The sequence below is a fragment of the Mycobacterium europaeum genome, from assembly GCF_002102155.1.
GTDB lineage: Bacteria > Actinomycetota > Actinomycetes > Mycobacteriales > Mycobacteriaceae > Mycobacterium > Mycobacterium europaeum.
Window position 1 is genome coordinate 74,938 of record NZ_LQOU01000042.1, and the last position, 24,362, is coordinate 99,299.

Annotated in this window: 25 protein-coding genes; 13 read left to right on the plus strand and 12 right to left on the minus strand. The window is 67.3% G+C overall.

Annotated features, from left to right (window positions below):
• Nucleotides 1-61: 61 nt before the first annotated feature.
• Nucleotides 62-1,360: an amidohydrolase family protein gene (locus AWC03_RS19795; protein WP_085242407.1), complete on the minus strand. Its 1,299-nt coding sequence runs from the start codon at nucleotides 1,358-1,360 to the stop codon at nucleotides 62-64.
• A 435-nt stretch (nucleotides 1,361-1,795) separates the two neighbouring features.
• On the opposite strand from AWC03_RS19795, the gene AWC03_RS19800 reads away from it, so the two are divergent.
• From AWC03_RS19800 to AWC03_RS19835, 8 genes are all read left to right on the plus strand, one after another.
• Complete coding sequence (locus AWC03_RS19800) at nucleotides 1,796-2,311, plus strand: carboxymuconolactone decarboxylase family protein (RefSeq protein ID WP_085242408.1); 516 nt, start codon at nucleotides 1,796-1,798, stop codon at nucleotides 2,309-2,311.
• 13 nt (nucleotides 2,312-2,324) lie between these two features.
• Complete coding sequence (locus AWC03_RS19805; RefSeq protein WP_085242409.1) at nucleotides 2,325-3,608, plus strand: aromatic ring-hydroxylating oxygenase subunit alpha; 1,284 nt, start codon at nucleotides 2,325-2,327, stop codon at nucleotides 3,606-3,608.
• The gene (locus tag AWC03_RS19810; RefSeq protein WP_085242410.1) at nucleotides 3,586-3,915 is read left to right on the plus strand and encodes a hypothetical protein; all 330 of its coding nucleotides are present in this window, start codon (nucleotides 3,586-3,588) and stop codon (nucleotides 3,913-3,915) included. Before AWC03_RS19805 ends, AWC03_RS19810 begins: the two co-directional genes overlap by 23 nt.
• A gap of 3 nt (nucleotides 3,916-3,918) precedes the next feature.
• Nucleotides 3,919-5,151: a metal-dependent hydrolase family protein gene (locus tag AWC03_RS19815; protein ID WP_085242411.1), complete on the plus strand. Its 1,233-nt coding sequence runs from the start codon at nucleotides 3,919-3,921 to the stop codon at nucleotides 5,149-5,151.
• Nucleotides 5,123-5,557: a nuclear transport factor 2 family protein gene (locus AWC03_RS19820; protein WP_085242412.1), complete on the plus strand. Its 435-nt coding sequence runs from the start codon at nucleotides 5,123-5,125 to the stop codon at nucleotides 5,555-5,557. Before AWC03_RS19815 ends, AWC03_RS19820 begins: the two co-directional genes overlap by 29 nt.
• Complete coding sequence (locus tag AWC03_RS19825) at nucleotides 5,554-6,651, plus strand: acyl-CoA dehydrogenase family protein (RefSeq protein ID WP_085242413.1); 1,098 nt, start codon at nucleotides 5,554-5,556, stop codon at nucleotides 6,649-6,651. The genes AWC03_RS19820 and AWC03_RS19825 overlap by 4 nt, the downstream gene beginning before the upstream one ends.
• Before the next feature lie 54 nt (nucleotides 6,652-6,705).
• Complete coding sequence (locus AWC03_RS19830; protein WP_085242453.1) at nucleotides 6,706-7,464, plus strand: acyl-CoA dehydrogenase family protein; 759 nt, start codon at nucleotides 6,706-6,708, stop codon at nucleotides 7,462-7,464.
• 76 nt (nucleotides 7,465-7,540) lie between these two features.
• Nucleotides 7,541-7,807: a DUF4190 domain-containing protein gene (locus AWC03_RS19835; RefSeq protein WP_085242414.1), complete on the plus strand. Its 267-nt coding sequence runs from the start codon at nucleotides 7,541-7,543 to the stop codon at nucleotides 7,805-7,807.
• Here the strand turns inward: AWC03_RS19835 and AWC03_RS19840 are convergent.
• Entirely contained in the window at nucleotides 7,804-8,979 is a 1,176-nt protein-coding gene (locus AWC03_RS19840; RefSeq protein ID WP_085242415.1) for an acyl-CoA dehydrogenase family protein, read from the minus strand. The genes AWC03_RS19835 and AWC03_RS19840 overlap by 4 nt on opposite strands.
• A 243-nt stretch (nucleotides 8,980-9,222) precedes the next feature.
• On the opposite strand from AWC03_RS19840, the gene AWC03_RS19845 reads away from it, so the two are divergent.
• The 3 genes from AWC03_RS19845 (at nucleotide 9,223) to AWC03_RS19855 (ending at nucleotide 11,790) form a co-directional block, all read left to right on the plus strand.
• Nucleotides 9,223-9,873: a TetR/AcrR family transcriptional regulator gene (locus AWC03_RS19845; RefSeq protein WP_085242416.1), complete on the plus strand. Its 651-nt coding sequence runs from the start codon at nucleotides 9,223-9,225 to the stop codon at nucleotides 9,871-9,873.
• Between the two features lie 226 nt (nucleotides 9,874-10,099).
• The gene (locus tag AWC03_RS19850) at nucleotides 10,100-10,948 is read left to right on the plus strand and encodes a mycofactocin-coupled SDR family oxidoreductase (RefSeq protein ID WP_085242417.1); all 849 of its coding nucleotides are present in this window, start codon (nucleotides 10,100-10,102) and stop codon (nucleotides 10,946-10,948) included.
• Between the two features lie 11 nt (nucleotides 10,949-10,959).
• Nucleotides 10,960-11,790 carry an SDR family NAD(P)-dependent oxidoreductase gene (locus tag AWC03_RS19855; protein ID WP_085242418.1) on the plus strand — a complete coding sequence of 277 codons (831 nt, stop codon included), beginning with the start codon at nucleotides 10,960-10,962 and terminating at the stop codon, nucleotides 11,788-11,790.
• Here AWC03_RS19855 and AWC03_RS19860 read toward each other — a convergent pair.
• From AWC03_RS19860 to AWC03_RS19900, 9 genes are all read right to left on the minus strand, one after another.
• Nucleotides 11,787-12,596 carry an SDR family NAD(P)-dependent oxidoreductase gene (locus AWC03_RS19860; protein ID WP_085242419.1) on the minus strand — a complete coding sequence of 270 codons (810 nt, stop codon included), beginning with the start codon at nucleotides 12,594-12,596 and terminating at the stop codon, nucleotides 11,787-11,789. The genes AWC03_RS19855 and AWC03_RS19860 overlap by 4 nt on opposite strands.
• 6 nt (nucleotides 12,597-12,602) lie before the next feature.
• The gene (locus tag AWC03_RS19865) at nucleotides 12,603-15,020 is read right to left on the minus strand and encodes a CaiB/BaiF CoA transferase family protein (protein ID WP_142278443.1); all 2,418 of its coding nucleotides are present in this window, start codon (nucleotides 15,018-15,020) and stop codon (nucleotides 12,603-12,605) included.
• The gene (locus AWC03_RS19870) at nucleotides 15,020-16,015 is read right to left on the minus strand and encodes an enoyl-CoA hydratase/isomerase family protein (RefSeq protein WP_085242420.1); all 996 of its coding nucleotides are present in this window, start codon (nucleotides 16,013-16,015) and stop codon (nucleotides 15,020-15,022) included. Before AWC03_RS19870 ends, AWC03_RS19865 begins: the two co-directional genes overlap by 1 nt.
• Before the next feature lie 2 nt (nucleotides 16,016-16,017).
• Nucleotides 16,018-17,145, minus strand: a complete 1,128-nt coding sequence (locus AWC03_RS19875; protein ID WP_085242421.1) for a M24 family metallopeptidase — start codon at nucleotides 17,143-17,145, stop codon at nucleotides 16,018-16,020.
• The gene (locus tag AWC03_RS19880) at nucleotides 17,135-18,385 is read right to left on the minus strand and encodes a M24 family metallopeptidase (RefSeq protein ID WP_085242422.1); all 1,251 of its coding nucleotides are present in this window, start codon (nucleotides 18,383-18,385) and stop codon (nucleotides 17,135-17,137) included. The genes AWC03_RS19875 and AWC03_RS19880 overlap by 11 nt, the downstream gene beginning before the upstream one ends.
• 9 nt (nucleotides 18,386-18,394) lie before the next feature.
• On the minus strand, nucleotides 18,395-19,456 hold the full coding sequence (locus tag AWC03_RS19885; protein ID WP_211279257.1) for an amidohydrolase family protein: 1,062 nt from the start codon (nucleotides 19,454-19,456) through the stop codon (nucleotides 18,395-18,397).
• 160 nt (nucleotides 19,457-19,616) lie between these two features.
• A complete protein-coding gene (locus AWC03_RS19890) occupies nucleotides 19,617-20,864 on the minus strand; it encodes a cytochrome P450 (protein ID WP_085242424.1) in 1,248 nt (415 codons plus the stop codon).
• 1 nt (nucleotide 20,865) lies between these two features.
• The gene (locus AWC03_RS19895) at nucleotides 20,866-21,060 is read right to left on the minus strand and encodes a ferredoxin (RefSeq protein WP_085242455.1); all 195 of its coding nucleotides are present in this window, start codon (nucleotides 21,058-21,060) and stop codon (nucleotides 20,866-20,868) included.
• 11 nt (nucleotides 21,061-21,071) lie between these two features.
• Nucleotides 21,072-21,737, minus strand: a complete 666-nt coding sequence (locus AWC03_RS19900; protein WP_085242425.1) for a TetR/AcrR family transcriptional regulator — start codon at nucleotides 21,735-21,737, stop codon at nucleotides 21,072-21,074.
• 206 nt (nucleotides 21,738-21,943) lie between these two features.
• Here AWC03_RS19900 and AWC03_RS19905 point away from each other — a divergent pair, with 206 nt between their 5' ends.
• Nucleotides 21,944-22,588: a PAS domain-containing protein gene (locus tag AWC03_RS19905; protein ID WP_158089983.1), complete on the plus strand. Its 645-nt coding sequence runs from the start codon at nucleotides 21,944-21,946 to the stop codon at nucleotides 22,586-22,588.
• 9 nt (nucleotides 22,589-22,597) lie between these two features.
• Here AWC03_RS19905 and AWC03_RS19910 read toward each other — a convergent pair whose 3' ends face one another.
• On the minus strand, nucleotides 22,598-23,404 hold the full coding sequence (locus AWC03_RS19910; RefSeq protein WP_085242427.1) for an SDR family NAD(P)-dependent oxidoreductase: 807 nt from the start codon (nucleotides 23,402-23,404) through the stop codon (nucleotides 22,598-22,600).
• Nucleotides 23,405-23,563: 159 nt separating this feature from the next.
• On the opposite strand from AWC03_RS19910, the gene AWC03_RS19915 reads away from it, so the two are divergent.
• Nucleotides 23,564-24,331, plus strand: coding sequence for an SDR family oxidoreductase (locus tag AWC03_RS19915; RefSeq protein ID WP_085242428.1), 768 nt, complete (start codon nucleotides 23,564-23,566; stop codon nucleotides 24,329-24,331).
• The last annotated feature ends 31 nt before the right edge of the window (nucleotides 24,332-24,362 follow it).

The window sequence follows — 24,362 nt, forward strand, 5'->3', positions numbered from 1 at the left end:
ACTCGCATAATCGCGACCGGAGTTATGCGAGTTTGCGTCTGCTCGCGGGGCTGGGGGACCCTCAGTCCTTGTTGCCGGTAAGGGCTTTCGCGTTGGCCGCGAAATCGGCGAAGGACGAACCGCCCCGGGTGTCCTTGTCGTGGCCCTGCGCCTTGATGGACACGTCATGCCCCTCGGCGGCCTTACGCAGCGCACCGACGGTCGCCTGTTCACGCGAGATGTGAGTGAACGGGTCGAACGAGTACCAGCGCATCGCGTTCTCGTAGGTCATCTTGTTGATCTCGTCGTCCGGAACGTTGTTGATGGACAACACATCCCACAGCTCTTCCGGCGCACCCGGCCACATCGAGTCGCTGTGCGGATAGTCGGCTTCCCAGCAGATGTTGTCGATGCCGATCATGTTGCGCAGCGCCACGCCGACCTTGTCGCTGATGAAGCAGGTCAGGAAGTGGTCGCGGAAAACCTCGCTGGGCAGCTTGCCCTTGAAGTCCTGGTGCGTCCAGGCGGAATGCATTTCGAAGGTCCGGTCGGCACGCTCGAGGAAGTAGGGGATCCAGCCGGTTCCGCCCTCGGAGAGCGCGACCTTCAGGTCCGGGTATTCCTTGATCGGCCGCGACCACAACAGGTCGGCGGCGGCCTGCACGATGTTCATCGGCTGCAGCGTGATCATCACATCCATCGGCGCGTCCGGCGCGGTGATCGCCAGCCGGCCCGACGAACCGATGTGCACGTTCATCACGGTGTCGGTGTCCACCAAGGCTTTCCACAGCGGATTCCAGTACTCGTTGTGAAAGCTCGGATATCCCATCGCGGCCGGGTTCTCGGTGAACGTCAACGCGTGCACGCCCTTCTTCGCGACGCGTCGCACCTCGGCCGCACACGCCTCGGCATCCCAGATGACCGGGATCGCCATCGGGATGAACCGCGCCGGGTAGGCACCGCACCACTCGTCGATGTGCCAGTCGTTGTACGCCTGCACCAGCGCGATCGAGAAATCGTGATCCTCGGTGGCGAAGAGCCGGGCGGCGAAGCCGGGAAACGAAGGGAAGCAGATGGAGGCCAGGATGCCGCCGGCGTTCATGTCCTTGACTCGCTCGTCGACGTTGTAACAACCCGGCCGGATCTCGTCGAGCCCGGTCGGCTCGATGCCGTACTCCTCCTTCGGCCGTCCGGCGACCGCGTTCAATGCCACGTTGGGGATCACGGTGTCGCGGAACTTCCACATGTCCGAGCCGTCGGCGTTGTGCACCAGGCGCGGCGCGTCGTCCTGGTACTTCTTCGGCAGGTGGTTCTTGAACATGTCGGGCGGCTCGACGGTGTGGTCGTCGACGCTGATCAGGATCATGTCTTCTTTGTTCATGGCCGTTGCCCTTCCATCGGGTCCGTCTATTCGATTCCGCTCCCACGCAGCCTCGGCGAATCGTTGTCCCGTGCCAAGATCACTAAAATGAAAACTATCTTCTCGCCAAGCGAGAATCAACATCCATCCGATGCGGTGGCCCGCGTGCGGCGGCCGACCAGGCGGGGACCGGCCCGGCGCGGCGCCCACCCCCGAGCGGCCGGGTGTGAAAGGTGAAGCGCGGCGTCGACCCGCAAAGCGGCGCGGCGGCCGGCGTTCTCGCAGGAAGGCGGGCATTTCGCCGCGCCGGGGCGGCGAACCGCCTGCGGCCCGGGCGCGTCGCCGGCCGCCGCCATTGACCCGCCGCGCGATTCATGCAACTCTATTAGTTGGAAATGAGAATCTGATTCTCCTTCACCGAGAGGTGCATCGGGGGATGGCGAGAGGAGTGCGCGGATGCGGTTGGCGCCGCTGCCCGCTGACCAGTGGGACGACAGTGCCCACCGGGCGCTCTCGGCGATGCGCGACCCGGACACCAACAATGCGCTCAGCACCCTCGCCCACCATCCCGCCCTCGCCAAGGCGTTTCTGCGCTTCAACGTCCACCTCTTGACCTCGTCCACGCTGCCGCCGCGCATTCGTGAGCTGGCCATCCTGCGGGTCGCGCATCGCCGAGGCTGCGCCTATGAGTGGTCTCACCACGTCGCGATGGCCAAGGCCGAGGGAGTGACCGACGACGAGATCGCCGCGGTCCAGCAAGGCCGGCCCGCGGACGAGTTCGACCGCGTGGTGATCGCCGGTGTCGACGAGCTCGAGGAGAAATCACAGCTGTCCGACCAGACCTGGGCCGCGCTCGGTGTGCGCCTCGACGACCGGCAGCGCATGGATTTCGTCTTCACGGTCGGCTGCTACGCGCTGCTGGCCATGGCCTTCAACACTTTTGGCGTACAGCTCGAAAACGCCGAACACTAAGAGAGGTAGAAAGTTGCCCCACTTCCCCAAGCCAGCCGCAGGCAGCTGGACAGAGAACTACCCCGAGCTTGGCACGGCGCCCGTCGACTACACCGACTCGATCGATACCGCCTTCTTCGAAGCCGAGCGCGACGCCGTCTTCAGGAAGACATGGCTCAACGTCGGCCGAGTCGACCGCCTGCCCCGCACCGGCAGCTACTTCACCAAAGAGCTGCCGTCGGCGGGCAAGGGCACCTCGGTGATCATCGTCAAGACCAAGGACGGATCGGTCAAGGCGTATCACAACGTCTGCCGCCACCGCGGAAACAAGTTGGTGTGGAACGACTTCCCCAACGAGGAGACCTCCGGCACCTGCCGGCAGTTCACCTGCAAGTACCACGCCTGGCGCTACAACCTCGACGGTGACCTGACCTTCGTTCAACAGGAAGAAGAATTCTTCAACCTCGACAAGGGCAACTTCGGCTTGGCGCCGGTCCGCTGCGAGGTGTGGGAGGGCTTCATTTTCATCAACTTCGACCCCAACGCGGCGCCGCTCACCGACTACCTCGGGCCACTCGCCAAGAGCATCGAGGGCTACCCCTTCGGCGAGATGACGGAGACCTACTCCTACCGCGCCGAGGTCGGCAGCAACTGGAAGCTGTTCATCGATGCGTTCGTCGAGTTCTACCACGCGCCGATCCTGCACCAGGGGCAATACACGAAGGAAGAAGCCGCCAAGATCCAAAAGTTCGGATACGAGGCGCTGCACTACGAACTGGCCGGCCCGCACAGCCTGCAGTCGACGTGGGGCGGTCAGGCGCCTCCCCCGGACATGTCCATGGTGAAGCCGATGGACCAGGTGTTGCGCAGCGGTCTGTTCGGCCCGTGGGACAAGCCGGAGCTCATCGAGAAGCTGGACCTGCCGCCGGGGGTCAATGTGAAGAGGGTGCCGCAATGGGGCATCGACTCGTTCCTCTTCTACCCGAACTTCATGCTGCTGATCTGGGAGCCGGGCTGGTTCCTCACCTACCACTACTGGCCCACCGCCGTGGACAAGCACATCTTCGAGTGCACGCTGTATTTCGTCCCGCCGCGCAACGCGCGGGAACGGCTGGCCCAGGAGTTGGCCGCTGTGACGTTCAAGGAGTACGCGCTGCAGGACGCCAATACGCTCGAAGCGACCCAGACCATGATCGGCACGCGGGCCGTCACAGAGTTCCTGCTGTGCGACCAGGAAGTCTTGATCCGTCATCTGCACAAGACGACCGGTGACTACGTGAAGGAGTATCAGAACAATGGCCACGTCGCTGCCCGCTGAATTCGCCGAACTCGAGCCGTTTTTGGACTGGGATCTCGCCACCGAACCCGAGCGCTACGCCAAGCGACTGGCCTCGACGATGGCCGAGATGCAGGCGTTCTACGACGTGGCCTTCCCGCGCCTCAATGACGTGATCGCCTACTGTGACAAATACCCACTAGACGATCTGCCCGAGGACGCAAGGACTCTCATGCACATCATGCAGTCGCTCGTCATGGTGTCGTTTCCCATCGAAGCGTGGAAGCAGCCGCGGGTGCCCGACAGCGGGGCCGCCTGGGTGGAGTGCATCCGGGAACCGGTGATCTAACCGGTGTTGACGCTCAAGGCCGCCGGGCTGCTCGACGTCGACGCCGGCGAGATCGTCTCACCCGGCATCGTCCAGATCGAGGGTGACCGGATCGCGAGTGTCGGCGGTGAGCCGGAAGGCCAACTCATCGACCTCGGCGATCAAATCCTGCTGCCCGGGCTGATGGACATGGAGGTCAACCTGTTGATGGGTGGCCGCGGTGAAAAGCCCGGGCTGTCCCAGGTTCAGGACGACCCGCCCACGCGGGTGCTGCGCGCGGTCGGCAACGCGCGGCGCACGTTGCGCGCCGGATTCACCACCGTGCGCAACCTCGGCCTGTTCGTCAAGACCGGTGGCTACCTGTTGGACGTCGCGCTGGGCAAGGCCATCGACGCCGGCTGGATCGATGGTCCGCGCGTGGTGCCGGCCGGGCATGCCATCACCCCCACCGGCGGCCACCTGGATCCGACGATGTTCGCGGCGTTTGCGCCGCACGCGCTGGAGCTGACCGTCGAGGAGGGCATCGCCAACGGCATCGACGAGATCCGCAAGGCCGTGCGCTACCAGATCAAACACGGCGCCGAGTTGATCAAGGTGTGCTGCTCGGGCGGGGTGATGTCATTGACCGGCCCGCCTGGCGCGCAACACTATTCGGACGAGGAGCTGCGCGCGATCGTCGACGAGGCGCACCGGCGCGGGCTGCGCGTCGCCGCCCACACGCATGGGGCCGAGGCCGTCATGCACGCTGTCGACGCCGGCATCGATTGCATCGAGCATGGCTTCTTGATCGATGACGACGCGATCGCGTCGATGGTCGAGCACGGCACCTTCCTGGTGAGCACCCGGCGCCTGGCCGACGGCGATGCCATGGACGTCTCTCATGCCGCCCCCGAGCTGCAGGCCAAGGCCGCCGAGATGTTCCCGAAGGCGCGGACCTCCATCCTGGCCGCCCACGAGGCCGGGGTGAAGATCGCGGTCGGCACCGATGCTCCCGCGATCCCGCACGGACGCAACGCCGACGAGTTGGTCACCCTGGTGAACTGGGGACTGCCACCGTTGGCCGTGTTGCGCGCGGCGACGGTGACCGCGGCCGAACTGATCAACTCGACCGACCGGGGCCGGCTCGTTGCGGGCCAGCTCGCCGACATCATCGCGGTGCCGGGAAATCCCTTGGAAGACATCACCGTTACCCAGAGCGTGAGCTTTGTCATGAAAGGCGGCAAGGTCTATGTCGACAAAACAGCCAACCCGAACTGACGACCTGGTCGAGATCCAGCAGCTGCTCGCCCGCTACGCGATCACCATCACCCAGGAAGACATCGACGGGCTCATCGGGGTCTTCACCCCGGACGGCACCTACAGTGCGTTCGGCGACACCTACCGGTTGGACAGATTTCCGGAGCTGGTGGCCGCCGCGCCAAAGGGCTTGTTTCTCACCGGGACTGCTCTGATCGAGAACATCGACGGCGACTCCGCCAGCGGCACCCAGCCGCTGTGCTTCATCGACCACGCCACCCATGACATGCGGATCGGCTACTACCGCGACACCTATGCCCGCACACCCGACGGATGGCGGCTGAAGACCCGTGCCATGACGTTCATCCGCCGCAGCGGCGTGCACGACTCCGGGCGCCCGCATGCCGTGGGCCGCCCCGCGCCGTGAATGTCGCGGAGTTCCGGGCAGGTTTGCGTGCGTGGCTCGACGACAATGACCTGACCCCCGGTCCCGACCACTCGCTGCAGGGCCATATGCGGCAGTTCGCCAGGGTCAGCCGCGCGCTCTACGACGCCGATTGGATGCGCTACGGCTGGCCCATCGAAGTCGGCGGGCTGGGCGGTCCCGCGGTCCTGCGCGCGATCGTCGGCGAAGAGGTGGTCGGTCGCCGCCTCGCCGAGCCGGGCCCCTACTCGATGCTCGAGGTGCTCGCGCCCACGATGATCGATTACGCGCCTTCGGCGCTCGCCGCCGAGATGGTGCCGCGGCTGCTGCGCGGCGAAGAGCATTGGTGTCAAGGCTTTTCCGAACCGGGCTCCGGCAGCGACCTGGCTTCGCTGACCACCCGCGCGACGCAGCGGGGTGACGACTGGGTCGTCAACGGGCAGAAGGTCTGGACCAGCTTCGCGCAGTTCTCGACCCGCTGCGTGCTGCTTACCCGCACCGCGCCCGGCCACGACGGAATCACCGCCTTCTTCGTCGACCTCGACACCCCGGGCATCACCATCCGGCCGCTCCGGACGATGCACGGCGTCGACGAATTCTGCGAGGTCTACTACGACGATGTGGTGATCCCGGGCAGCCGGATGCTCGGCCGGCCGGGTGACGGCTGGCGGCTGGCAATGGACCTGCTTCCCTACGAGCGGTCGACGTGCTTCTGGCAGCGAATCGCCTACCTGTACTCCCGCTTCGACGACCTCGTCGCCCAGGCCTGCGATGCCGGCGAGCCGGACGAATCCGCGCTTGGGGCGGCTTATCTGGCGCTGCACACCCTGCGCTGCCGATCCCGCGACACCCAGCACCGCCTGCGCGACGGGGCGCGACTGGGACCGGACACGTCGATCGACAAGGTGCTGCTGGCCGCCGCCGAGCAACGGCTTTACGACACGGTCCGTGACCTGCTGCCCGGAACGCTCGAGCTCGACGAGACGCCGTGGCGCCCGGAATACCTGTACTCGCGCGCGGCGACCATCTACGGCGGCACCGCCGAGATCCAACGCAACATCATTGCGCGCCGACTGCTCGACCTCGGGAAGGACTGAGCCGTGGACGATCCCGAGTCGCTGCGCCTACTAGAAACTTCGCTGCGGACGACGATGGCGGCCGCATCGGGGGGCAAGCTGGACGCGGCGCTGACCGAGCTGGGCTGGGGTGACATGCTGGACGAAATGCCCGGCATTGCGATCCCTTTGGTCTTCCGCTTGCTCGGCGAGACTGGCGCGCACGCCCCGGTGCTCAACGACGTGGTGTCACGCGAGACCGGCGCGGCGCCGGGAGGAACACCGCCGCTGCCGTTCGCCGGCGGTGCCTGGGTGATCTGGGCGCGCGGCGAGTGCGTCGGTTCGGCGATCGACGACGCGCTGCCGATACAGCGCGTGGCGCAGGGGGATTGGCTGCCGTCGTCCGCGCTGGCCGCCGGCAGGCAGGCACTGGGCTGGTGGTTGGTCGGCACCGGCCGGGCCATGCTCTCGCTGGCCCGCCGGCACGCGCTGGACCGCGTGCAGTTCGGTCGGCACGTCAGCTCGTTCCAGGCGATCCGGCACCGGCTGGCAGAAACGCTCGTCGCAATCGAGGGCGCCGAAGCAACGCTGCGCGTCGCCGCGCAGGTCGGGGATCACGACGGGCTGGCGTCGCTGCTGGCCAAGGCCGCCGCCGGCCAGGCCGCCCTGACCGCCGCCCGCCATTGCCAGCAGGTGCTGGCCGGTATCGGCTTCACCGCCGAGCACCCGCTGCACCACCACGTGAAACGGTCGCTGATCCTGGAGGGCCTGCTGGGCAACACCCGTGAGCTGACCCGCGAGGCGGGAAAGGTCCTGGCGGACAACGGTTTCGCGCCGCGGCTCGCCCAGCTCTAGGCTCGCGGCCCTTCCGGCGGGTGGGGCCCGAAGCCGGCGCGTAGACTGCGTCTGGCCGCCAACAGGATGGGACGCGATGAGTCAGCCCGAGCCAGCCCCCCGAAACGAGATGGGCGTCGCTTCGCTGCTCGTGGGCCTGGTCGCGCTCGGCACATGCTGGATGCTGGTCGGGGTGCCGTTCGGCATCGCGGCGGTGATAACGGGCGACGTCGGTCGCAGACGGGTGCTGCGGGGCGTAGCGAACAATCCCCGAGTCGCATTGGCGGGTATGGTGTTAGGGGCGGTTTCGATCGTTGCCGGGCTCGTCGCGATCGGCTACTACGCCTGGCTGGACGCCCGCTAGTTCCGCGGCATCCCGAGCACGCGCTCGGCGATGATGTTCCGCTGAATCTCCGACGTGCCGCCGGCGATCGTCGCGGCGAAGGTGCGCGCGTAGCGGTCGAACCAGCTGCGGTAGTGGCTGTCGAGGTTCAGCGGCGCGAACGGGGCGGTGACCGCGCGGTGCACGAGCCCGTCCGCATGGGCGGCGTTGAGGGCGTCCTCGGATGCGCGTTGCAGGGCCTCGGAGCCCAGCAGCTTCAGCACCGACTGGGCCGGCACGTCCTCTTCCCCGCGAGCGGCCCGCGACAACGCGGCCGAGCCCAGTAGCCGCAGCGCATAGGCGTCCATCACCAGGCTGGCGTAGCGATCCCGCTCGAGCGGGCCCGTCGGCCGGAAGTCGATGCTCAGTTCGTGCAGCAGGTCGACGTATCCCATCCACAGCATGACGCGTTCGTGCCCCAGGGAACCGGTGGCCACCCGCCAGCCCTGGTTCAGCTCGCCCACCAGGTTCTCGGCCGGCACGCGCGCGTCGGTAAAGAAAACCTCGTTGAAGTCGACCTCGTCGCTGTCACACATCGACGCGAACGGGCGGCGCACCACACCGGGCGTGTCGGTGGGGATCAGCAACACGCTGATGCCCTTGTGCTTGGGCGCCTTTGGGTCGGTGCGCACGAATGTCAGCAGCACGTCGGCGTCGTGGGCGCCGGACGTCCACACCTTCTGGCCGTTGACGACGAAGTGATCACCGTCGAGCACCGCCCGGGTTTTCAGCGAAGCCAGGTCCGAACCCGCGCCTGGCTCACTCATTCCCAACGACGCGGTGACCTCGGCCCGCAGGATCGGGACCGCCCACTTCCGCTTCTGCTCGGGCGTGCCGAAGGTCAACAACGAGGCGGCGATGATGCCGACGCCCTGCGGGTTGAAGCTTTGATAGATGCGCCGCCGCCCCAACTCCTCCAAGTACACGTATTGCTGCAACAGCGTGGCGTTGCGCCCGCCGAACTCGGGCGGATTGCCCGGGAGCAGCCATCCGCTGTCGAACAGCAGCCGCTGCCAGCGCCGGGCCCAGGCCGGCACGTGCGAGCTGGAGCGGGGCCGTTCGAACGCCTCGGCCTCCGATGGGGAATGCGCCTGAAGAAAGGCGACGAATTCGGCTCGAAACGCCTCCACGTCGGCGTCAAAGGTGAGCTGCACGCGACTCCCCGCAACGGTCGTGAGCACTTCCCCGCGCCGATAGATCACGATTTCCGCCGACGGCCCGGTTCGCTCTTATGATTAACGCTTCCATACACACGTCTAAGAGAATAGTATTCTCGTGACGAGAAAGTTACAATCTCCGACATATGATCCGTGAGGGGGTCGAGCGCAGCGATGTCACGGCGTTCTCCGGTAGAGTCCAACCATGTTCTCCCCTCGCGGCAAGCAGCCGAGCCGGCTGTGACCAGCCCCAGCGAAGAGCCAGCCTGGAAGCAGCGCGCCGTCGAGAGGTCGATCAAGACGGCGAAATTGCGTGCCGCGCAACGCGTTCAGCGCTTCCTCGACGCGGCCCAGGCCATCATCATCGAGAAGGGCTCGACGGACTTTACCGTGCAGGAGGTCGTCGACCGGTCCCGCCAGTCGCTGCGCAGCTTCTACCTGCAGTTCGACGGCAAGCACGAGTTGCTGCTCGCGCTGTTCGAAGACGCCCTGAGCCGCTCCGCCGATCAGATCCGCGCCGCCACAGAAAGCCAGACCGATCCGCTGGAGCGGCTGAAGGTTGCCGTCCAGCTGCTCTATGAGGCCTCGCGTCCGGATCCCACCGCCAAGCGGCCGCTGTTCACCGACTTCGCGCCGCGTTTGCTGGTCACGCACCCGGCCGAGGTCAAGGTCGCGCACGCACCCCTGCTGGCGTTGCTGACCGAACTGATGGAAGCGGCGTCCGACGCCGGTGAATTGCGCCAGGGCGTCAATCCGAAGCGCATGGCCGCGATGACCATGCAGACCGTGATGTTCATCGCCCAATCCAGCGGCGGCTCCGACGACGCGACGGTCCACCCCATCACCGGCGACGAGGTCTGGGACTTCTGCTCGCGCGGTTTCGTCGGCTAGCGCGACGCACAACGCCGCCACGACTCCCGGTGCTGATCACATAGCGCACCGCATTTGCTGCCGAGAATCATATTCTCTAATATTTAGAACCATAAATAGCCAAAACGGATTCGTCGTTGACACCCGCGACGGGGTGGTGACAGAGTGCGAAGGCGGCGGCCCGGGGGATGCGGTTGCGGCCCTTCGCGATCGGCCGTGCGATCACTAGTCAGGAGTTGAGGTAACCATGACCGGACGTGTTGAGGGCAAAGTCGCCTTCGTCACCGGAGCGGCCCGCGGTCAGGGCCGCAGCCACGCGGTGCGGTTGGCGCAGGAGGGCGCCGACATCATCGCCGTCGACATCTGCAAGCCCATCCGCGACGGCGTTACCGACACCGCGATCCCCGCGTCGACGCCCGAGGATCTCGCCGAGACGGCCGACCTGGTCAAGGGGCACAACCGCAGGATCGTCACCGCCGAAGTCGACGTGCGCGACTTCCAGGCGCTGAAGGCCGCGGTGGACAGCGGAGTCGAACAACTCGGCCGGCTCGACATCATCGTGGCCAACGCCGGAATCGGCAACGGCGGCGACACCTTGGACAAGACGAGCGAGGAAGACTGGACGGAGATGATCGACATCAACCTGGCCGGGGTGTGGAAAACCGTGAAAGCCGGTGTGCCGCATCTCTTGTCGGGGGGCCGGGGCGGTTCGATCATCCTGACCAGCTCGGTCGGCGGGCTCAAGGCCTACCCCCACACCGGCCATTACGTCGCCGCCAAACACGGCGTCGTCGGGCTGATGCGCGCCTTCGGAGTCGAGTTGGGGCAGCACATGATTCGGGTGAACTCGGTGCACCCGACCCACGTCAAGACGCCGATGCTGCACAACGAGGGCACCTTCAAGATGTTCCGCCCGGACCTGGAGAATCCCGGTCCCGACGACATGGCGCCGATCTGTCAGATGTTCCACATCCTGCCCATCCCGTGGGTGGAACCGATCGATATCAGCAATGCGGTGCTGTTCTTCGCCTCGGACGAATCCCGTTACATCACCGGAGTGACCCTGCCCATCGATGCCGGTAGCTGCCTGAAATAGAGTGCCGTCCCATGGACGGGTTCGAAGGTCGCGGAACGGTGGTCACCGGCGGTGCGAGCGGTATCGGTCTGGCCACAGCCACCGAATTCGCCCGCCGGGGAGCCCGCGTGGTGCTGTCCGACGTGGATCAGCCCGCGCTGGAACAGGCGGTAAATCACCTGCGCGGCGAGGGATTCGACGCGCACGGCGTGGTGTGCGACGTCTCGCGGCTCGACGAGATGGTGCACCTCGCCGAGGAGTCCTTCCGCCTGCTGGGCCGCGTCGACGTCGTCTTCAGCAACGCCGGCATCGTGGTTGCCGGTCCGATCGCGCAGATGACGCACGACGACTGGCGCTGGGTGATCGACATCGACCTGTGGGGCTCGATCCACGCGGTCGAGGCGTTCCTGCCGCGGCTGCTCGAACAGGGCACGGGCGGGCACATGGCGTTCACCGCGTCCTTCGCCGGCCTGGTTCCGAACGCGGGCCTGGGGACCTATGGCGTCGCCAAATACGGTGTGGTCGGCCTGGCGGAGACGCTCGCGCGCGAGGTCAGGGACGACGGCATAGGCGTATCGGTGCTGTGCCCCATGGTCGTCGAGACCAGGCTGGTGTCCAACTCGGAACGGATCCGCGGCGCGGACTACGGGCTGGCGTCTTCACCCGAGGCGGCCGCCGCGACGTTGCCGACGCAGGACGAGAGCGTCGGCGTCGACGACGTCGCCCGGCTGACGGCCGATGCGATCCTGGCCAACCGCCTCTACGTGCTCCCGCACGAAGCCGCCCGTGCCTCGATTCGTCGCCGGTTCGAGCGCATCGACCGCACCTTCGAAGACCAGGCCGCGCAGGGGTGGAGCCACTAGCCGGACGGACCCAGGCGGTAGGCGCCCGTCTGCGGGTCGTGATACCAACCGCTCGCCGCGTGCGTGCCGCCGTCGACGTGCAGGGTCTGCCCGGTCAGGTATGACGACATCCCCGATGCCAGAAACACCGCGACGCCGGCGATTTCGTCGACATGACCGGGGCGCCCCAGCGGCACGACGTGGCCGATCCCGCTCAGCGCGGCTTCACCGCCCAGCTTCGCCAGGCCTTCGGTAAGCGTGATGTCGGGCGCGATCGCGTTGACCCGGATGCCGTGCGGCGCCAGTTCCAGCGCGGCGGTCTGGGTGTAGTTGATCACGCCCGCCTTGGCCGCCGCGTACGCCGCATAGCCCGGCGCCGCCCGCACGCCCTCGATCGAGGTGATCGCGATGATGCTGCCGCCGACGCCCGCTGACACCATCTGCCTCGCGACGCGCTGGGTGCACAACAGCACGTGGCGCAGATTGGCCCGGTAGAGCGCATCCCAGCCGTTCTCGCTGGTTTCCAGCAGCGGCGAGGAGAACACCCCGCCGGCGTTGTTCACCAGGATCGTCGGGGTGCCCAGTTCGGCGTTCGTGCGCTGCAGCGCGTCGTCGACCTGGGCGCCATCCCGCACGTCGGCCACGATTCCCAGGGCGCCAAGCGATTCCGCGGCGTCAGCACAGGTTTGCGGGTCACGTTCCCAGATCGCCACTGCGGCGCCGAAGGCGGCCATCCCGGCGGCGATGCCGCGACCGATGCCCGCTCCCCCACCGGTGACCACCGCCACGCGGCCGGTGAGCAAGACGTCCGAGGGATCGATCGCCATCGTGGGTCACATCGCCGGTGCGCGGCCGATGACGCCGTCGGCTTCCAAGCCGGCGATCTCCGCGTCGCTCAACCCCAGTTGGGCGAGCAATTCGTTGTTGTGCTCGCCGAGCAGCGGCGCGTGCCGGGTGTGGAATTCCGACGGCCCGGATGACATTCTCATCGGCACGGTGCTGAGCCTAGCCGGGCCGTTCACCGGGTGGTCGACTTCCTCGAAGAAGCCGCGAAACGCGAGCTGCTCGAGCTCCGTCTGGCGGTGTGGCTGCATGACCTTGGCCACCGGAACGCCGGCATCCCACAGGGTTGCCACGATCTCGTCGCCGCCTCGCCGCTCACACCATTCGGCCAGTCCCTTGTCGATGGTGTCGTGGTGCTCGCTGCGGCCGGCTGCGGAGGCCAGCTCGGGATCGGCTGCCCACGAGGGCGATCCGATCGCCGCGCACAGACCGTTCCACTGCTCGTCGGTGCTCACCGCTATCGCGACCCAGCAGTCCCGCAGGCCGAATTCGTCGGTGTCGGCGCTGCGGTAGAGGTTTTGGGGCGCCGCGGTCGGTCCCCGGTTGCCCGCCCGTTCCAGCAGCGCCCCGTAGGCGGAGTATTCGATGACCTGCTCGGCGGCGATGCTGAGCGCGGCATCCACCATCGCCGCCTCGACAAACACCCCCTGCCCGGTGCGGCGCCGGTGCTCCAGCGCCAACAGCAACGCGTTCACGGCGTGCACGCCCGCGTTGGGGTCGCCGATCGAGTAGGGGTCATACGGGGTGCGGTCGGCGTACCCGGTCAGCCACGTCAGTCCGGACGCGGCCTCGATGACGTAGGCGAATGCCGGATTATCACGCCATGGCCCGTCCAGGCCGAACCCCGGCATCCGGACCATCACGACGTCGGGCCGAATGGCTTGCAGGGCTGCGAAATCCAGCCCCATCTGGTCGAGCACCCGCGGCGTGAAGTTCTCCACGACCACGTCGCAGGTCGCGATGAGCCGGCGCAAGATGTCCCGGCCGCGCCGGTTTTGCAGGTCCAGCGTCAGGCCCTTCTTGTTGGTGTTGAGCGCCGCGAAGATCGGGGACTTCTCCCACCACTGATTTTCGGTGACGGGTACGCCCGCGATGAGCCGCGTCCCGTCGGGGCGGCGGGTGGACTCGACGTGGATGACCTCCGCGCCCAGCATCGCCAGGATATGGGTGCAGCAGGGGCCCGCCCAAAACGTTGTCATGTCCAGCACCCGAAGCCCCCTCAGCGGCAACCGATTCGCCGATCCGGTGGGCGCGGGCCGTGTCACGGCCTGCGCGGCGCGGTACCGCGCGGTGTGCTCGCCCAGCCGCGGCGCCGCTTGCGGCTCGCGCAGCAGCGCCGGCACCATGCGGTAGGGAGGGCCCGGCTGCCGGAACCCCCCGACCGGGTTGCGAACAAAGGAGCGCCGCGCGCGGAAGTGGTCCAGCGACGCGATGTTGGCGCCGTTGGCCACCGGAGCGTTGGGAATGCGGAATGCTGTTGCGAGTTCGCGGATCTCGTCGACCGTGTTCCCTTCGAACCATGCGTAGATCTCGGCGGCCTTGATGTTGGCCCGCTCGGTGATCGTCAGCGACGAATCCTCATCGATCCATTCCGGGTGCCCGACCATCGCGCACAGGTCGAACCACTGCTGCGCCGTCCCGCAGCCGACGTCGACCAGGCCGTCCTTGGCGCGCGCCACGCCCGGCACGGTGACGCGACGCGCGTCCCGCCACGGCCGCCCGAGCATCTCGAAATAGGTGACGGGATAGTAGGTCAGGGAGAGGATCTGCGTCTCCAGCATCGACAGGTCCACCAGTTCGCCCGGCTCGTCGCCGTTGCGGCCGTGGCGCGATGCCAGGACGGCCACACTCGCATAGAGGCCGGCCACGTACTCGCCCACCTGCCCGCCGACGAACACGGGGGCGCGGTCCGCCTCACCGCGCCCGAGGCCGATGATCCCACCCGACCATGCTTGCAGCGTGAACTCGGTGGCCGCCCGGCCGCGCCAGGGCCCGTCCAGCCCGAACGGGGTGATCGAGACGACGGTGAGATGCGGATGGCGCCGGTGAATCACCGCGGGCGCGAAGTCCGCGCTCTCCGCGACTTTCGAGCCGCCGGACCACACCACCGCATCCGCGGACGTCAGCAACCGGTCGACCAGCTCGACATCGTCGGCGATGCCGGGATCGGCGACGACGCTGCGTTTCGACCCGGCCAGAAAGCCGAACAGCGCCCCGTCGCCGCCGGGCGGTATGACGGCGCCCGAGGCGGACCAGGAACGCAGCGGATCACCCTCCGGCGGTTCGACTTTGACGACGTCCGCCCCGCCGTCCGCCAGCAGCCTGGTGCAGTAGGCGCCCGCTATGCCGGTGGACAGATCGACCACGGTGTACCCGGTCAAGGGAGGTTCCACGGCGGACTCCGCCACTAGCGCTTCCGCTTCCGGCCGCGCTCGTCGGGGCTGTCCTTGCGCTTGCGCCCCTTCTTGCTCAGGCGCCAGTCCGGGGGAAACTTGTCGTCGTTTGCCTTCACCGCCGTACCCAGGCCCCGTTCGATGGCATCGCCGAGCGTGAAGTCGTCGGGACCGTCCGGCCGGACGCGGCCGCCCATCGATTCGAAGAAGCCGCTCAGCATGCTGCCCAGGTACTCGCCCTGGAACTGCTTCATGATCTCGAAGAAGACCTTCTGCATGAACACCGTATCGGTGGGGCGATTGCGTGCGCAGGCCAGCGCGTACCTCTCCACCTCCGCCTCGAGCTCGTCACGGGGCACCACACTGTTGAGAAAGTTGCAGTCGTACATCTCGGCCGCGGTGAAAGCCCTTCCGGTGAAGACCATTTCCTGGAACTTCCGGATCCCCATGGTCTGCGCCCACCACCACATCCGCGGCCCCCAGCCGTAATAGCGGAACGAGGGATGCCCGAACAGCGCGTCGTCGCTGGAGATCACCAGGTCCGCGTCGGCCGCCTGGTAAAAGTGCCAGCCGTAGCAGTAGCCCTTGGCCTCGAGGATGCTGATCTTCTTGAAGTCCTGCAGGCCGCGTATCCCCGAGTTCGGGTTGGCGTACCACTGGCCCAGGGTGGCGCCATGCCGGAACGAGCCCTCGGGAGGAAAGCGGACGTCCTCGTCGTCGATCCGGTACTCGGCGAGCCGGTGACGCTGGTCCGCCGAGTTCTGCGCCGCCATTTCCTCGAAGAGATCCGCGCCCGAGCCGAGGTCCTCGCCGGATCCGCGCACCACCAGCACCTTGACCTCGTCGTCAACGGCGGCGCGGTGCAACAGGTCCGCGTAGCGCAGGCGCGCGGCGATGGTGGGGGCGTTGAGCTGACCGGGGCGATCGAACGTGATGGTGGCGATGCGGGTTTCGGGGTCCTTGTGGTACTTGATGATCTCCTCGGCCGGCGGGCCGGGCTTGCCGGACATGGCTATTCGCGCCACGACGGGCTGGATGTCAGAACCTCGGGCCCGTCGGCGGAGATCAATACGGCTTCCCGACCGAAGACGGCGCCGACGCCCCGCTCCCAGACATAGCCGGTGACCGCCAGCACCATGCCCTGCTCCAATCGTTCGGCGGCCGCGGTCGCGGGCAGGTGCTGGGAGATCACCGGCGGGTCAAAGCCCATGCCCAGCCCGCGGGCCACCGGCATCGGCGGCGCCGGCTCCCCCGCAGCCTGATAGGCCTCCAGCAGTTCGGCCGCGCCCGCTCCGGGTCGGCATGCGGCCAGCAGGCTGTCCCACAGGCGTTCCCATCGCCGATACACCGCATCCGCGCCGCGGGCCTCGCCCGCCGGCCAGGTTCGCCCGACCTCGCCCATGTAGCCGCCGGCAAGCACCCCGGCCGAGAACGCCACCAGGTCACCGTCTTTGACGCGGCGCGGAACACGATCGCTGCCAGCCGTCCGCCACGGGTGATCGGGTGAGGTCACCCACGCCACGTCTTGGTTCGACGGGGTGCTCACCCCGCCGGCCGCGACGGCCTCGAGCAGGGCCCCGGCGAGCGTCTGCTCGCTGACGCCCGGCCGCAGTTCGGAAACGGCGGCAGCCAGACCCTTTTCGGCCACCGCGATCGCCTCCCGCAACGACACCACTTCTTCGGCCGTCTTGATGCGGCGGGCGGCGCGCATCGCCAGTTCGCCGTCGACGAGCTCCGCGCCGGGAAACGCCGTCGGCAGCAGCTGGGCGAACACCGGTGATATCGCGTCGGTTCCGACGCGACGCGCGGTCGCGGCGCCATCGATGCGCCGCAGCGCCGACATCGTGTTCATCGGGTTCCACGAGATGCCGTACAGGTTCTCGTGTGGGATGTCCTCGGGGACACCTTCGTCCCATGTGCTGAGCAGATGGATCGCCCCGGTCGCGCGGACCAGCACACACGTCGGGCCGAACGGGCGGGTGCCCGCGACCCACAACTGCGGCGCACCGGTGACATAACGGACGTTGGCCTGGCGGCCGAGGACCAGGACGTCGAGGTCGTGCGCCGCCATCTGTTCCAGCACACGCCGGCGGCGACCCGAGCGCAGCGCGCGGTCGTCGGGGCAGACGTCAACTGACATGGCAGCCATAGGGGTCATAGGGGTAGTCGGTCAATCGGATCCAGCCTTCCTCGGTGATCACCAGGACCTCTTCGCTGCGGTACCCGCCGGTGCCGTCCTCCCACACCACGGGCTCCAAGACCAGCACCATGCCGGGTTGCAGGACGAAGTTCTCGTCGAATTCCTGGCCCAGATCCGTTCCGATCATGGGCATTTCGGCGGCGTTCACCCCGATGCCATGGCCCAGGTAGAAGTGCGGCAGCCACGGCTTGCGGCCGCCGTTGGCGTTGGTGGCCGCCCGCCCCAGATCCGCCGCCGTGGCGCCGGCCTTGGCGACGCTCAGGACGGCGGACATGATCTCGAACCATTTGTCGAACTGCGCCCGTTGGCGCGGCGACGGATCCCGGCCGACGATCCAGGTCCGTCCGAAGTCCGAGCAGTAGCCGCGATAGGTGATGCTGACGTCGGTCCACAGCACGTCGCCCTCGGCGAGTTCGCGCTCGGTGCTCAGCAGGGGCAACGCCAGGTCGCCGTGCGTGGTCCAGACACCGTCGGCCTTGCTCGGCGGCATCACCTGCCAGATCGGTTCGAGCATGCTGGCCGTCGCACCCAACTCGAAGGCTCGCCGCAGAAAGCTTGCCGACAGGTCGATTTGGCGGATTCCCGGGGCCAGCCGCTTGTGCACCTCGACCATCGCCTCGTCGGTGATCCGGATGGCGGTGCGCATGCACGACAGTTCGTCCGGTGTCTTCACCGACTTGGCGGCGCTGACGATGGCCGCGGCGTCGACGGGCGCCCCGCCGGGGAACAGCGCCTGTGCGGCGCGCGTCATCGCGCCGGTGCATTCGTCGACCGCAATCACCGCCGCGGTGGGAATCAGGCCGGCCAGCAGGCGAGCGAAGTCTTCGACGCCCTCGTCGAATTCGAGATACACCGGGCCGTGCACATGGTCGGCGGGCAGGTCCGACTCGTGCGAGGCGCCCTCGCGAAACGGCAGGAACAGGTGCGGCCACTCGTCCGCGGCGAGCACCACGGCCACCGGACGCTCCACGTAGGACAGACCCGCGTCACCGAGCGGCCAACTGGTGCCGGTGGCGTAGACCACCGCACTGTTGCCCAGCAGGATCATGGCGTCGACACCGCGTTCGGCCATGGCCGAGCGCAGCCGTGCCCCGGTCTCCCGGCGCATGCGGCCCAGGTCGGGCGTCTCGGGGATCACCAGGCTGCTGGTGCCCGCGCCCGTTTGCGCGAAGGTCGTCATCCGGCCGCCCTACAGTCCCAGGAATTTCGTGACGTTGCCGCTGACGATCTTCGCGGCGTCCGCGGGACCGACGGCCTCGACAACGGCGGCTAGCGACTTTTCGGAGTAGCCGTAGGTGCTTTCGTTGTGCGGGTAGTCGCTGGACCACATGACCTTGTCCACCCCGATCTTGTCGATCAGCTGCAGACCGAGCGGGTCGACCATGAACGACGCGCTCATGTGGTTGTCCCAGTAGTACCGCACGTCGTGCTGCAACGGTCGGTTGAACATGTGCTGGTAGGACGCCACCAAGTGCTCGGCGTCCTGCAGCGCCCATGGAACCCAGGCGATTCCGCCCTCGAACCAGCCGATCCGCAGAGCCGGGTGATCATCGAGGATGCCGCCGAAGATGTACTTGGAGAAGGTCTCCCGGAAACCGTCGATGTTGATCATCATGCCGACGACGACGCTGTTGAACTCGCACGGGCTCTTCGGCGGCGTTTCGCCGATGTGGTGGGTGAGCGGCAGGCCGGCGGCCTCGATCTCGTCCCAAACCGGCCTCATGGACGTGCTCGCGTAGTCGATCGGGTTGCCGTCGTCGTCCTTGCCGGGGTTCAGCGGCATCAGGAAGGTCTTGAGCCCCAACGACTTCAGCTCGTCGAGTGTCCGGCGGGTGCCCTGTGGGTCCCACCAGTTGATCAGGCCGGCGCCGTAGAAGTGGCCGCCCGAGCGCTCCTGCAGCTCCGCGATGTATTCGTTGTAGATGCGGAAGGCCAGTTCGCGCAGGTTCTTGTCCGGGTAGTGGAACAGCGCCAGAATCGCGTTGGGGAACGCCAGTTCCTTGTCGACCCCGTCGTCATGCAGTTCCTGGATGCGGGCCTCGATGTTGGTGCTCGCCGCGCCGGGCAGGTCGTCGTACTGCATCAGCACCGCGCTGAAGTCACCCGGCAAAAACGACTGGCCCTTGCGGCCGACCTGGTAGGCACCGTCCTCGTACCAGATCCGCGGCGCCTTGTCCTTGAGGTCGTCCGGAAAGCGTTGGTAGAAGATGTCGTCCGCCAGCGAGATGTGATTGTCCGCGGAAAACACCACGGTTCCCGCCGGCAGGCCGACGTCCGCGTCCGAGGCGTGGCCCCGGCGGTCCTTCGGGGCGCCGAAGCCTCCGGGCGGGTAGAGCGAAACGGTGCTGGTGTGAGTCGTCATCGTTGACCCCTCCATTCGGATCGGCATTGGGACAGTTGCGGCCTGGGGGCTACCAGGTCACCGGAAGTTCGTAGACGCCGTAGGCGAGCCGGTCGTCTTTGAAGGGCACGTCCTCGACGGGGATGGCCAATTCGAGGGTGGGGACGCGGCGGAACAGGGTGCGGTAGACGATTTGCAGCTCGGCGCGGGCGAGCTGCTGCCCCACGCATTGATGCCGGCCGTAGCCGAAGGCGACGTTGCGGTCGGCCCCGGAGCGGTGCAGGTACAGCCGTTCGGGTTCGGGGAAGGCGTGCGGATCCCAGTTGGCCGGGGCCAGGTCGATGATGATGCCCTCGCCGGCGCGGATGGTCTCCCCGGCGATGTGGATGTCTTCGAGCGCGACGCGGCGCTGCCCGTTCTGAATGATGCTCAGGTAGCGCAGCAGTTCCTCGACGGCGCTGGCGATGACCTTGGGATCCTCGGCGTCGCGGATGACGGCCAGCTGGTCCGGGTTCGTCAGCAGGGCAAGCACCCCGAGACCGATCATGTTCGAGGTGGTCTCGTGCCCGGCGATCAGCAGGCCGGTGCCCAGTTGGGCCGCTTCTTTGACGCTGAGCTCGCCGGCCTTGACGCGCTCGGCGAGGTCAGAAACCGCGTCCTCCGCCGGGTTCGCCATTTTCGCCTCGACCAGCTCCGCGAGGTACTTGTTGAGGTTCATGGCACCTTTGACGGTGTCTTCGCCGGTCGCGTAGCGCGCCAGCCCGACGTTGGCGTGGTGCTGGAACATGTCGGCGTCCTCATACGGGACGCCGAGCAGTTGGCTGATCACCAGCGACGGGACCGGCAACGCCAGCGCGGTGACGACGTCGGCGGGCTGCGGGCCGGCCAGCATCGCGTCGATGTGGTCGTCGGTGATCCGCTGGATGGTCGGGCGCAGGCCCTCAACGCGCTTGAACGTGAAGGGTTTCGACAACATGCGACGGAATCGGGTGTGCTCCTCGCCGTCGGCGGTGAAGACCGACCGTGGACGCTTGTGCACGGTGGACAACATGCCCGCGTTCCAGTGCGGGAAGCCGGGCAGCCGGTCGTCGACGCTGACGCGCGAATCCGAGAACAGTTCCCGCACTTGCTCATAGCCGGTGACGAGCCACGGCGTGCTGCCGTCCCAGATCCGGACTCGGGACAGCGGGCGCGCTTCGGCCAGTGCCATGACACCCGGCGGCGGGGCGAAGGGGCAGCCTTTCTGCCTGGGCATCGGGTAGTCGGGGATCTCCGCGGCCGCCTCGGTCGCAGAAGTGTTCGTCATCGTCTCGGACATCTCATTCCTCGATGTGAATGGCCAGCGCGGGGCACGCCGCGGCGGCTCGCCGCGCGCCCTCGGCCTGCTCGGCCGACGGATTGGGGTTGAGCAGAACGACGACGCCGTCGTCGTCGCGCTGGTCGAACACGTCGGGGGCGTTCATCACGCAGTTCCCCGACGAGGCGCATGCGTCTTGGTCGACAGTCACTTTCATCTGCAGACCTTTCACTGGTACGGCGTCACGGGCGCCAGCCACAGGCCCACGATCGCATCGATGAGGCCCGACGCGGCGGCCCGCCAGGAACGCCGGGGCGGCGAGGCACCCGCGGCGAGCGCGCGTTCCCGGTCGGCGCAGGTATGCATCAACAGGTTGCGGGCCATGATGTTTCGTTCGAAGTGCACCTCGGCCGGCAGGTCCGGCAGGCAGCGGTTGATGCCCTCGACGACCTGAACCAGGGAGGGCGAGCTCAGGGCGCCCTTGACGATGATGTGGTAGTACGCGGGATCGGTCATCGCCTGCGCCGCGAACCGCGCGTACCAGGTGGGATTGCCGAGCTCCTCCAGGTGATCGGTGAGGGGACGCACCAGGCAGGCCACCCAGTCCCTCAATTCGGCGGAACCACCCGACTCGAGCAGCTCGGCCACCATCCGCTCGCGCAGCCGCTCGACCGGTCCGCGGTGCTTGTGTTCGATCGCCCGGACCAGGTCGGCCTTCGTCCCGAAGTGGTAGCCGACGGCGGCGTTATTGCCTTGGCCGGCGGCCTCGCTCACCTGCCGGTTCGACACCGCGAACATGCCGTGCTCGGCGTAGAGGCGCTCGGCCGCAACCAAGATCGCTTCCTGGGTGGAGCTGGCCCGCTCGGTGCGAACGGGCCGGCCGATGGTGGTCACCCGGCCAGTCAACCGCGGCCCTTCGATTAAGTCAAGCGATTGATTTAATCAATGGGCTCTGTCGATGGGCCGTCGCTTGGATGCCACTTGGCGGGCGGCGGGTGACAAAGGTCCCTCGCCGGGGTCGGCGCCGCGGGGTCACGATGGTTTCTTGCGCGTCGGGAGCGTGGTGGTATCAGGGCAGTGAAGGACCGGTGGGGGTAGTCATGTTGTCAGCCGACCGCGTCTCGGCGATCGAGGAGTCCGCGTGGTTTCAGTCGAAGTGGGCACCGTACCTGTTGTGTGATGCGGACTGGCGGATCCGTGCGGTGAACGTGGCCTGCGAACGCGTGTCGGGGCACCCGCGGGAGAGCTTGCTCGGCCGTGAGCTGTTCGACGCCTTCCCGGAAAACCCGGCCGATCCGGAAGCGGACGGCGTGGCCAACGTCTCGGCGTCGCTGGAGTTTGTCCTTCGCCGCGGGGTCCGGCATTGGCTGGGTGTGCAGCGCTACGACATTCCCGACCCGCAGAATCCGGGCGAGTTCGTGTACAAGGTTTGGACGCCGATGAATTCGCCGATCAAGGAGGGCAAGAAGACCATCGCGGTGTTGCAGCACGCCCAGGACGTCACCCGCGTGGTGCCGCCGACGCCGGCGGAACGGGCGTATCCCAAACTCTTCGAGTTGCGGAGGGCGGCCGAGGTGCTGTCGCGCCAGTTCCCCGACCTTCCCAGCGAGGCGGTGTTGAGCGTGCTGACGCATTCCCACAGCGTGATCGCGGAAAGCGCCGGCATCGAGGACCTCGAGCGCGCGGAGGCGCTGGCCAAGCTGCGGCTGGAAACCCACGCGGGACATCCCGCGAAAGAGCTCTGACGCGCAACCTCACTCGCTCTTGGGCGAGCGGATGACCTTGCCGGCGGAGGTCCCCCCGTCGACCGGCAGCACGGCGCCGGTGACATACCTCGACCGATCGGTGGCGAAGTACAGCGCCGCCTCGGCGACGTCGTCTGGCGTGCCCTCCCGCTTCAACGGCCGGTCGTCACGCATCCCCTGGCGAATCCGCGCCTCGAACCGCGCCAGCTCGGCCGGGTCCACATCGACCGCCGACGACGCCAGGATCGGCGTCGGGATGCTACCCGGCGCTATCGCGTTGACCCGAATCTCGTGGCGCGCCAGCTCAATTGCCGCGGACTTGGTGAACTGGATGACCGCCGCCTTCGAGGCGCGGTAGATCATCACGCCGCCGCCCGCCTGGATCCCACCGATCGACGTGAGGTTGATGATCGACCCGCCGCCGCGGTCGGCCATGTGTCGGGCGGCATCGCGGGTACCGGCCATCACCCCCAGCACGTTGACCCCCATCACGCGGTGGAAGTCGGACAGGTCATCGTCGAGCAGCCGGCGCAACGGGCTGGAGATCCCGGCGTTGTTCACCATGACGTCCAGTCCGCCGAATTTCTCGACGGTGGTGGCGACGAGCGCGCCGACCTGTTCGGGATCGGAGACGTCCGTCCGCCGAAACAGGACTTGGGGACCCAGCGTGGCGGCCAACTCCTCCCCCCTGTCGGCCTCGACGTCGGCGATGACGACCCGCGCCCCCTCGGCCGCAAACCGTTCCACGATCCCGCGGCCGATGCCGGACGCACCGCCGGTGACAATGGCGACCTTGCCATCCAATTCGTTGACCACCCGACGAGTTAATCGGTGCCGCGAGCGTTAAGTCAAGCAGTTGATTTAAGGGCCGCCGTTCCTCGGCATCGCCTCGCGCAGACATTGAGGGTTCCGCACGTCCTGTGCAAGCGCCATGCTGGGTGGGCCAGTTCATCGGGAGACTCGGGAGGCGTGGTCATGAAGGTTTTGGTCGTCGGGGGCAGCGGACTCATCGGATCACAGGTCGTCGCCCAACTCAGCGAGCTGGGCCACGAGGCCGTCCCGGCCTCGCCGAGGTCGGGGGTCAACGCCGTGACGGGCGAAGGCGTCGCCGAAGCGTTGGCCGGTGTCCACACGGTTGTCGACGTCTCCAACTCGCCGTCCTGGGCCGACGAGGACGTTCTGAACTTCTTCACCACCTCGACCCGCAACCTCCTCGAGGCGGAGCGGGCGGCCGGCGTCCAGCATCACGTCGCGCTCTCGATCGTGGGGGCGGACCGGACGGCCGAAAGTGGCTACATGCGAGCCAAAATCGCCCAGGAAAAAGAAATCGTGGAATCGGGAGCCACGTATTCGATCGTGCGGGCGACCCAGTTCTTCGAATTCGTTGACGGCATTGCCGATTCGATGACCGACGGCGACACCGTCCGCGCGCCGCACGGGGCGTTCCAGCCGATCGCCGCGGCGGATGTCGCCACGGCCGTGACCCGCGCGACGACCGGTGACCCGGTCAACGGGCTGACCAACATCGCCGGCCCCGAGAAGCGCGGCATGGACGATTTCATCCGGACCCGGTTCGCCGCGACCGGCGATGAGCGCCAAGTGGTCACCGACAATGGCGTCCGCTACTACGGTGCGTTGCTCGATGACCGCAGCATCGTTCCCGTCGATGGCGAAGACGTCGTCGTCTACGCCACCACGTTCGATGACTGGATGGCTTCCCAGGCGCCCAGCGGCGCACAGTAGTAGGGACCCCGCCATCCCGAGATTGCCGTCG